The following is an 8420-nucleotide window of genomic DNA, read 5'->3' as shown; positions in this document are numbered from 1 at the left end:
AATCATGTTTTTAACATAGTCCGCGTGTCCCGGGCAGTCAACGTGTGCGTAGTGACGAGTTGGAGTATCATATTCAACGTGTGAAGTGTTGATGGTGATACCACGCGCTTTTTCTTCTGGCGCGTTATCGATTTGGTCAAATGCACGCGCTGCACCACCGTAGTGTTTTGCTAATACTGTGGTGATTGCTGCTGTTAAAGTTGTTTTACCATGGTCAACGTGGCCGATTGTACCCACGTTTACGTGCGGTTTTGTACGTTCAAATTTTTCTTTAGACATTAAGAGTCCCTCTAGATAAACACGGTTATCGATGGTTCAAAATACCACATTAACCAATTGAATTAAGTTTAAACTATTAATAAGAGAAAGGTGAAGTTAAGGCTGGTGCTGATAGGCGGATTTGAACCGCCGACCTCACCCTTACCAAGGGTGCGCTCTACCAACTGAGCTATATCAGCGCTTTGGAGCGGGCAGCGGGAATCGAACCCGCATCATCAGCTTGGAAGGCTGAGGTAATAGCCATTATACGATGCCCGCAGTCCTAAATTCATCTGTCCCATCAGAATTCATCTAAAAAATGGTGGAGGGAGAAGGATTCGAACCTTCGAAGGCTGAGCCGGCAGATTTACAGTCTGCTCCCTTTGGCCGCTCGGGAATCCCTCCGCACTAAATGAATGAACTTGACTACGATTGGTTATGGTGCCGACTACCGGAATCGAACTGGTGACCTACTGATTACAAGTCAGTTGCTCTACCTACTGAGCTAAGTCGGCGTCGTAAGCAAGTGAGGCGTATTATAGGGAAATTTTTATCACTGACAAGCGTTTTTTTGAAAAAAAATAGATTTTTTTTATTGTTCGGCTATTTATCAGTCAAAATGCACAAAATTTATAAAAAAAGTGCCAATTTATTCTAAATTTCACTAATCATAAGCAAATTTATAGGGTATATTTCTATTCATCATTCTATAAATATGAAGATAACATTGTGGCATTTTCTAATTCAACTTTATTAAATGAGCAATTAACGCCCTTTCTTTCTTTTGATCGCCAGCAATGGGCAGAATTACGCAAATCTGTTCCATTAAAACTCACCGAGCAAGATCTCAAGCCTTTGCTAGGGATTAACGAAGATCTGTCATTAGATGAAGTTAGCACTATTTATCTGCCGTTGGCGCGTTTAATTAACTACTATATTGAAGAAAATCTGCGCCGTCAGACCGTTTTAACACGTTTTCTTGGTGGTAATAAACAAAAAACCCCTTATATTATCAGCATTGCAGGCAGTGTTGCGGTGGGGAAAAGTACTTCCGCGCGGATTTTGCAATCACTCTTATCAAACTGGCCACAAGCGCGTAAAGTGGATCTCATCACTACCGATGGTTTTTTATATCCTTTAGAAAAACTCAAAAAAGACAATCTGTTACAAAAGAAAGGTTTTCCTGTTTCTTATGATACACAACGCCTGATCCATTTCTTGGCTGATATAAAATCGGGCAAACGCAATGTGAGCGCCCCCATTTATTCTCATTTAACTTACGACATTGTGCCTGACCAGTTTGATTATGTTGATCAGCCCGACATTCTTATTTTAGAAGGATTGAATGTGCTACAACGCGGAAATAGCAATACAAATCAAGTCTTTGTTTCTGATTTTGTCGATTTTTCTATTTATGTTGATGCGGAAGAAAGCCTATTAAAAGAATGGTATATTCGCCGTTTTCTTAAATTTCGCCAAAGTGCCTTTAGTAATCCTGATTCTTACTTTAAGCACTATGCTAGCCTTTCCGAGCAAGAAGCCGTTGTCACAGCGAGCAAAATTTGGGAAGACATCAACGGCAAAAACCTGCGAGAAAATATTCTACCGACCCGTGAGCGCGCCAATTTAATTTTAACCAAGGGCGCAAATCACGCGGTGGAAAAGGTTAAATTGAAAAGATAGTGATAAAAAAAATCGTTGTTAAGTTTCATCAACAACGATTTTTTATTTATACCTAATTTTCCTTTCTTAATGGAATATCGCCACTACTTCCACGAAGAGTTTCAACAAACTCGCATTAAGAATATCAATGAAGAATGCACCAACCATTGGCACAATCAAGAAGGCTTTATGGGAAGGCCCATAGTGCGAAGTTACGGCTTGCATATTCGCAACAGCTGTTGGCGTTGCCCCTAAACCAAAGCCGCAATGACCCGCACTTAACACCACGGCATCATAGTCTTTCCCCATCACACGGAAAGTAACAAAAATCGCATATAACGCCATCACAGCCACTTGAATGAGCAAAATCACCAAAATTGGCAAGGCTAAGCCGACTAATTCCCACAATTTTAGCGACATCAAGGCGATCGCCAAGAAAATGGAAAGCCCGACACTACCCAAAATATCAATGGCTTCTTCCGCCACTTTAAATTTAAAGATATGGGATAAAGAATTGCGCACAATCACCCCTGTAAACAAGCACCACACGAAGGTAGGGAGCTGGAATGCCGTGCCTTTCGCCAATAAATCTAACTGCTGCCCAATGAATAAACAAATAGACAACATTGTGATTGTTTCAATAATTGAGCGAGTATTTACTTTACGGCGATACACCGGTTTTTCAAAAGCTTCTTCCACATCATCTAAATTTTCATCTTCTGGAATTTCTTTACGATGTAAGCGTTTCAGCAAAAAGCTCGCCACAGGCCCACCGATGACACCACCAAAAATCAAGCCAAAGGTGGCGCAAGCCATCGCTAATTCTGTGGCACTTTGAATACCAAAACGTGCCGCCAACGCATCAGCCCAAGCCGCGCCTGTGCCGTGCCCCCCTGTTAGGGTAACAGAACTTGCTAACAATCCATAAGCGGGATCTAACCCTAATGCCATAGCACTGAAAATGCCCACGGTGTTTTGTAACGCAATCAATCCAGCTGCAACAAAAAGGAAAATCACCAATGGCATTCCGCCTTTAATTAAACGAGAAAAATTTGCACTCAAGCCGATAGAGGTAAAGAATGTCAGCATCATTGTACGTTGTAAATCCGTATCAAAGCTGAAACTTAATCCCCAAAACTGATGAACCACCGTCAAAATGATTGCGACAACAAAACCGCCCACCACAGGCTCAGGAATATTATAGTGATTTAATAAACGAACACGCTTTACTAAAAAATACCCCAATAATAAAACTAAACAGGCTAACGCCAATGTTTCATAAGTATCAAAAACCATATACTCCTCTTTTTATTTCTTTTGTATCCTACTCCTTTAGGAGTAAACGAATACGATATGGAAAATCAAAGTGGCTTAATATAGCAAAAAAACCCTTTTTATTGTAGGCTTACGCCGATCTTTCCCTGCTTTTCTGATTTTATCCACTTGTAATAGATTGATTTTAAAGCATTAATTTTATTCCGTGATCGCTCTCACAAATATTCTCTTTCGTCCACACTTTCGCTAAGAATTGGCGTATATTTTTTGCATCACAACTTATTTAGGCTGTCTTATGTTTTTACCTAATTATTTTCAAGATCCAAAGGTGCTACACCTAAACACCACGCCTCATCACGCTTATTTTATTCCACACCCTAATATGCAAAGTGCGGTGCAAAATTCGCGAGAATTTTCTCCCTATTTCACTGATCTCAATGGAAATTGGGATTTTCATTATTTTAAGAGTTATTGAGATTTGCCGGAAGACTTCCTCCATTTCAACTTTCAACAGCACATTCCCGTGCCCTCCACTTGGCAAACTCAAGGCTACGATCAACATCAATACACCAATGTGAATTATCCTTTTCCTTTTGATCCGCCTTATGTTCCACAGGAAAATCCTTGCGGACTTTATCACCGCACTTTTGATTTTCAACCCAACGCCAACAAACGCTACTTGATTAATTTTGAAGGGGTGGACAGCTGCCTTTTTCTTTATGTGAATCAACAATTTATAGGGTATAGCCAAGTCAGCCACTGCACCGCAGAATTTGATCTCACCGATTATTTACAGCAAGGGGAAAATCATCTTACCGCCTTAGTATTAAAGTGGTGTGATGGCAGTTATTTAGAAGATCAAGATAAATTCCGAATGTCTGGCATTTTCCGAGATGTGTATATATTGGAACGTGAGCAAAATTATCTGCAAGATTTTTTCATCAAAACCACCCTTTCTGAGGATTTAAAAAGTGCGGTGGTAAATTTGGATATTTTTTCCGCCAGCCTGAAAATGCCCCAACAATCACCTATCATCTTTTTGATCCACAAGGAAAAAACTTTTCCATACCGAACAGAACCAATTCTGCGTAGAAAACATTCAATTATGGAATGCCGAAACGCCGCAGTGTTACGATTTATTGATTTGCTATGGCGAAGAAGTGATTTGCCAAAAAATTGGCTTTCGCCAGATTGAAGTAAAAAATGGCGTTTTATTGCTCAACCAGCAGCCCATAAAATTTAAAGGGGTAAACCGCCACGACAGCGATCCACAAAGCGGCTACACGATCAGTGAAAAGCAGGCAATGGCAGATTTACGCCTAATGAAGCAACACAATTTCAGCGCCATTCGTACCGCTCATTATCCTAACCTCCCGTGGTTTGCTGAATTGTGCGATCGCTACGGTTTTTATTTGATCGCCGAGGCAGATATTGAAAGCCACGGCACCAATGCCGTCTATGTGCCAAGCCCCGAAAAAAGCATTTTACTTGGCGTAGAAACGGTGTCTGATCAGGCTGCCATTCGCCAGCAAGTTATTGATAATTATTGTTATATGGCACGAAGCCCAGATTTCACACAAGCGATTTTAGATCGTGTACAAGCCAATGTGCAGCGAGATAAAAATCGCCCTAGTGTGCTGATTTGGTCGCTTGGCAATGAAAGTGGCTACGGCGAAAATTTCGAGCTTGCTGCTCGCTGGGTGAAGGCTTTTGATCCCGCTCGTTTAGTGCATTATGAAAATACAATTTTCCAACATTCCGATCACCAAAATGATACCACGCACTTAGATTTACACAGCGAAATGTATCGCAGCACAGAAGATATAGAAGCCTATTTCGCCACTGAGCGTAACACGAAACCTTATTTACTCTGTGAATATCTGCACGCAATGGGCAACTCTTGCGGCGATGCGGAAGATTATTTCCAAGCGATGGAACAGCACGCAGGTGCTTGCGGTGGTTTTGTATGGGAATGGTGCGATCACAACCCTTATTTGCCACAATCTAAAAAAATGGGCTACGGCGGCGATTTTGGCGATTTCCCTAACGATAGCAATTTCTGTGCAGACGGTTTAGTGCGAGCGGATCGCCGTATTCAAAGCAATTTGCTTGAGCTCAAAAACGTACAACGTCCTTTACGCGCCAAATACCACAATGGGCAGATTGAACTAACCAATTATCTTGATTTTACCCACGCAGAAGATGCCGTGAGCATTCACTATCAACTATTAGAAAATACGGTTCTCGTGCAACAAGGACAAATTGCCACGCCAAAAATCCTACCAAAACACACCGCACTTTTACCTTTCACCTTGCCACCAAATAATGGCAGTTTATGGCTGTTGAATTTAGAATATCGCACCAAACACGCCACGCCTTTAGTGGAAAAAAATCATTTGCTCGGCGTGGATCAGCTTTGTTTATTTGGCGACAAACGGTTGCCTAGTTTTTACCCCCCACGTCTGCCAGAGCAAGCCCATATTCAACACAGCTCACGGGAAATCCACATTACCTTTGGCAACACGAAATATGTTTTTGATAAACAAAAAGGCATTCTCTCTCAACTGCTTTCTGCACAACGTCCGATTATTCAGCGTCCGCTGGATTTTAATATTTGGCGTGCACCATTGGATAACGATAGCTTAATCAAAGCACATTGGTTTGCAGCAGGCTATCATCAGGCTTATAGCCGTGCCTACACAATGCAAGTGGGACAACGGAAAGATCGTGTTGTCGTACAAGCTCACTGCGCTTTGCTAGCGGTTTCGCAAAGCAAAATTCTAGATCTTAATGTGGAATATCATTTGTTTGATCACGCCTATTTTGAGATCAAAATTCACGCCAAAAAAGCACCGCACTTGCCTTTTTTGCCACGCTTTGGGCTACGTTTCTACTTAGCCAAACAACAATGGCAAGCCCGTTATTTTGCCTATGGCAAGGGCGAAAGCTATATTGATAAACACCACGCCACTCAGCTTGGGCTTTATCAAACAACCCCACGGCAAAATCACGTTGATTATTTAAAACCGCAGGAAAATGGCAGCCATTACCATTGCTCTTTTATTAAATTAACCGGTGCCGAAGGTGGTTTGTACATCACCGCCCAGCACCCCTTCAGCTTTAACCTTTCCCCTTATAGCCAAGAAGAATTGGCAAGCAAAAAACATCATTATGATTTACAAGAAAGCCCTTACTGCGTGCTGTGTGTGGATTATAAAATGAGTGGCATTAGTTCAAATTCTTGTGGGCCTGCGCTCAAGGAGGCTTATCGTTTGAACGAAACCCAATGGGATTGCACCTTTAAAGTGAGTTTGCTGTAAGGTGTATGGGGAAAATAATAGGTAAAACTTGGGGCGAAAGTTCGCCCCATTTTTATACCCTGTTATTTTTCAATAGGATCTTTCATTGCTTGCAACACGGCTTGCGGCACAAGTTCACTCACATCGCCACCGTGTAGATGAATTTCTCGCACGATGGTGGAAGAAACAAAGGTCCATTTTTCGCTAGGTGGGAAAAATAAACTTTCCACGCCCTGCCCATTTTCATTTTTGGTTAATAAGCGGTTTAGGCTGGCGAGTTGCAGTTCGTATTCAAAATCCGTGGTGGTTCGCACGCCGCGAATAATGGCGTGGATTTGTTTTTCTTTCACCACCTTAGCCAATAAATCAGCAAAGCCAAAGACTTCCACATTAGGCAAGTGAGCCACCGCTTGCTGTGCAATTTTCACTCTGGTGTCTAAATCGAACAGGGGCTTTTTGCTCGGGCTGGCGGCAATGGCAACAAAAACGTTGGAAAAAAGCACCGCACTTCGTTCGATAATATCTAAATGCCCGTTGGTGATGGGGTCAAAGGTGCCAGGGTAAATTACGGTTGTCATTTTTTCTCCTTTAAGTTCTGCTATGGCATTCAGGCAAAATTCTGTGTTTACGGGGCTTTCAAATAAGGTTGAAGTAAATCAAGCAAGCGTTGTAAAGCACCGCGATTTTCTAATAATACGCCATAGCCCGCTTTCCCTGTACGTTCACGCAAATCTGGCGAATTAAGCAAAATTTCTACCGCTCTTGCGATGGCGGCAACATTATTGTTTACTTCAACAAAACCCTGAACTTCCATTAAATTTCGATAAACTTCGGGGAAATTGAAGGTATATTTACCACTTACCACAGGAATTTGAAAAGCGAGCGGTTCAAGGGGATTATGTCCGCCTCGTTTCACTAAACTGCCCCCAACAAAGGCGACATCTGCCAAAGCGTACATTAACATTAGCTCTCCCATTGTATCACCTAGCACCACTTGGGTATCAGCTTGTGGCGCACGATTTTCGCTGCGGCGCACAAAGGTGAAATGCTGTTTTTCAATCTGCTCCGCCACTTCGTTAAAACGTTCTGGGTGGCGTGGCACGAGAATCAGCAATAAATCGGGAAAGGCTTGTAATAATAAACGGTGGCTTTCTAAAATCAGGCTTTCTTCACCTTCGTGCGTGCTGGCGGCAATCCATACAGGGCGTTGTTGTTTCCATTGGGCTTTGAGCTTTTCTGCTTCAGTGAGTAAGCTCTCACTTAGCACTAAATCATATTTAATATTGCCTGTGAGCTTGAGCTTTTCTGGATCGTAGCCTAGTTTAAGATAACGCTGTCCGCTGATGTTATCCTGCGGTGCGATCAGGCTGATTTTGCTTAAAATGGCTTGGATATAGCTTTCCAGCCAGCCATAACGTTTTGCTGATCGGGCAGATAAACGGGCGTTGGCGATAATAAACGGAATGTGCTGTTTGTGTAGCTGATAAATTAAATTTGGCCAAATCTCGGTTTCGATCACAATGCAGACTTTCGGTTGAATGAAACGAACAAAGCGTTTAATCGCCCCAGGTAAATCGTAAGGCAAATAAAAATGGCTGACTTGATCACCAAAAGCGGCTTTGACGCGCTCAGAGCCTGTTGGCGTAACGGTGGTAAGCGTAATGGATAATTCAGGGTAACAGCGTTGAATCGCTTTCACCAAAGGGGTGGCAGCAATCACTTCCCCAACGGACGCCGCGTGGATTAACACGCCATTCGGTTTTGGTGGGGTTTGTGTGGCGCGATAAATGCCATAACGCTCCAAAATCCGCTGACGATAAGCTGGCGCTTTTAGGCTACGCAAAAAAATAAATAGCCAAATCAGCGGTTGAACGAGATACATTATGCAAGTGTAAATTCTGTGCCACATAGCCGTTTCTTCATTAA

The 8420-nt window shown here is 42.4% G+C and carries 8 protein-coding genes and 4 tRNA genes; 4 read left to right on the top strand and 8 right to left on the bottom strand.

What is annotated here, in order from left to right; translation table 11 throughout:
• The 5 genes from C3007_RS10710 to C3007_RS10690 all read right to left on the bottom strand — a co-directional run.
• Nucleotides 1-279 (bottom strand): GTP-binding protein (locus C3007_RS10710; RefSeq protein ID WP_243397667.1); only part of this gene is annotated, 279 nt, incomplete at its 3' end.
• A gap of 103 nt (nucleotides 280-382) precedes the next feature.
• Nucleotides 383-458 (bottom strand) — tRNA-Thr (locus C3007_RS10705).
• A gap of 4 nt (nucleotides 459-462) precedes the next feature.
• Nucleotides 463-537: transfer RNA gene (locus tag C3007_RS10700), tRNA-Gly, on the bottom strand.
• Between the two features lie 41 nt (nucleotides 538-578).
• Nucleotides 579-663, bottom strand: a tRNA-Tyr gene (locus tag C3007_RS10695).
• A gap of 34 nt (nucleotides 664-697) precedes the next feature.
• Nucleotides 698-773 (bottom strand) — tRNA-Thr (locus tag C3007_RS10690).
• A 214-nt stretch (nucleotides 774-987) separates the two neighbouring features.
• On the opposite strand from C3007_RS10690, the gene coaA reads away from it, so the two are divergent.
• Nucleotides 988-1941, top strand: a complete 954-nt coding sequence (coaA, locus tag C3007_RS10685) for a type I pantothenate kinase (RefSeq protein WP_103854406.1) — start codon at nucleotides 988-990, stop codon at nucleotides 1939-1941.
• A 66-nt stretch (nucleotides 1942-2007) separates the two neighbouring features.
• Here coaA and gltS read toward each other — a convergent pair whose 3' ends face one another.
• A complete protein-coding gene (gene gltS, locus C3007_RS10680; RefSeq protein ID WP_103854405.1) occupies nucleotides 2008-3216 on the bottom strand; it encodes a sodium/glutamate symporter in 1209 nt (402 codons plus the stop codon).
• Between the two features lie 274 nt (nucleotides 3217-3490).
• On the opposite strand from gltS, the gene C3007_RS11760 reads away from it, so the two are divergent.
• From C3007_RS11760 to C3007_RS10675, 3 genes are read left to right on the top strand one after another with little or no spacing between them, the layout of a single operon-like run.
• Nucleotides 3491-3670, top strand: coding sequence for a hypothetical protein (locus C3007_RS11760; protein WP_243397697.1), 180 nt, complete (start codon nucleotides 3491-3493; stop codon nucleotides 3668-3670).
• Nucleotides 3671-3673: 3 nt separating this feature from the next.
• On the top strand, nucleotides 3674-4390 hold the full coding sequence (locus C3007_RS11755; RefSeq protein WP_243397696.1) for a sugar-binding domain-containing protein: 717 nt from the start codon (nucleotides 3674-3676) through the stop codon (nucleotides 4388-4390).
• The gene (locus C3007_RS10675) at nucleotides 4293-6515 is read left to right on the top strand and encodes a glycoside hydrolase family 2 TIM barrel-domain containing protein (RefSeq protein WP_479768590.1); all 2223 of its coding nucleotides are present in this window, start codon (nucleotides 4293-4295) and stop codon (nucleotides 6513-6515) included. Before C3007_RS11755 ends, C3007_RS10675 begins: the two co-directional genes overlap by 98 nt.
• Before the next feature lie 62 nt (nucleotides 6516-6577).
• On the opposite strand, the gene coaD is transcribed toward C3007_RS10675, so the two are convergent.
• A complete protein-coding gene (coaD, locus tag C3007_RS10670; RefSeq protein WP_103854404.1) occupies nucleotides 6578-7072 on the bottom strand; it encodes a pantetheine-phosphate adenylyltransferase in 495 nt (164 codons plus the stop codon).
• 47 nt (nucleotides 7073-7119) lie between these two features.
• Nucleotides 7120-8403 (bottom strand): lipid IV(A) 3-deoxy-D-manno-octulosonic acid transferase, encoded by a 1284-nt coding sequence (gene waaA, locus C3007_RS10665; RefSeq protein WP_103854403.1) that lies wholly within the window; start codon nucleotides 8401-8403, stop codon nucleotides 7120-7122.
• Nucleotides 8404-8420: the final 17 nt, after the last annotated feature.

It is taken from the genome of Avibacterium gallinarum, assembly GCF_002921135.1.
In the GTDB taxonomy this organism is placed as follows: Bacteria; Pseudomonadota; Gammaproteobacteria; order Enterobacterales; family Pasteurellaceae; genus Avibacterium; species Avibacterium gallinarum.
The sequence above is the reverse complement of the archived record's forward strand: the minus strand, read 5'-3'. Positions and strand labels throughout refer to the sequence as shown.

Coding starts and splice junctions, on each gene's coding strand:
- gltS (WP_103854405.1), bottom strand. CDS start 3,216: ATGGTTTTTGATACTTATGAAACATTGGCGTTAGCCTGTTTAGTTTTA.
- C3007_RS11760 (WP_243397697.1), top strand. CDS start 3,491: ATGTTTTTACCTAATTATTTTCAAGATCCAAAGGTGCTACACCTAAAC.
- coaD (WP_103854404.1), bottom strand. CDS start 7,072: ATGACAACCGTAATTTACCCTGGCACCTTTGACCCCATCACCAACGGG.
- waaA (WP_103854403.1), bottom strand. CDS start 8,403: ATGTGGCACAGAATTTACACTTGCATAATGTATCTCGTTCAACCGCTG.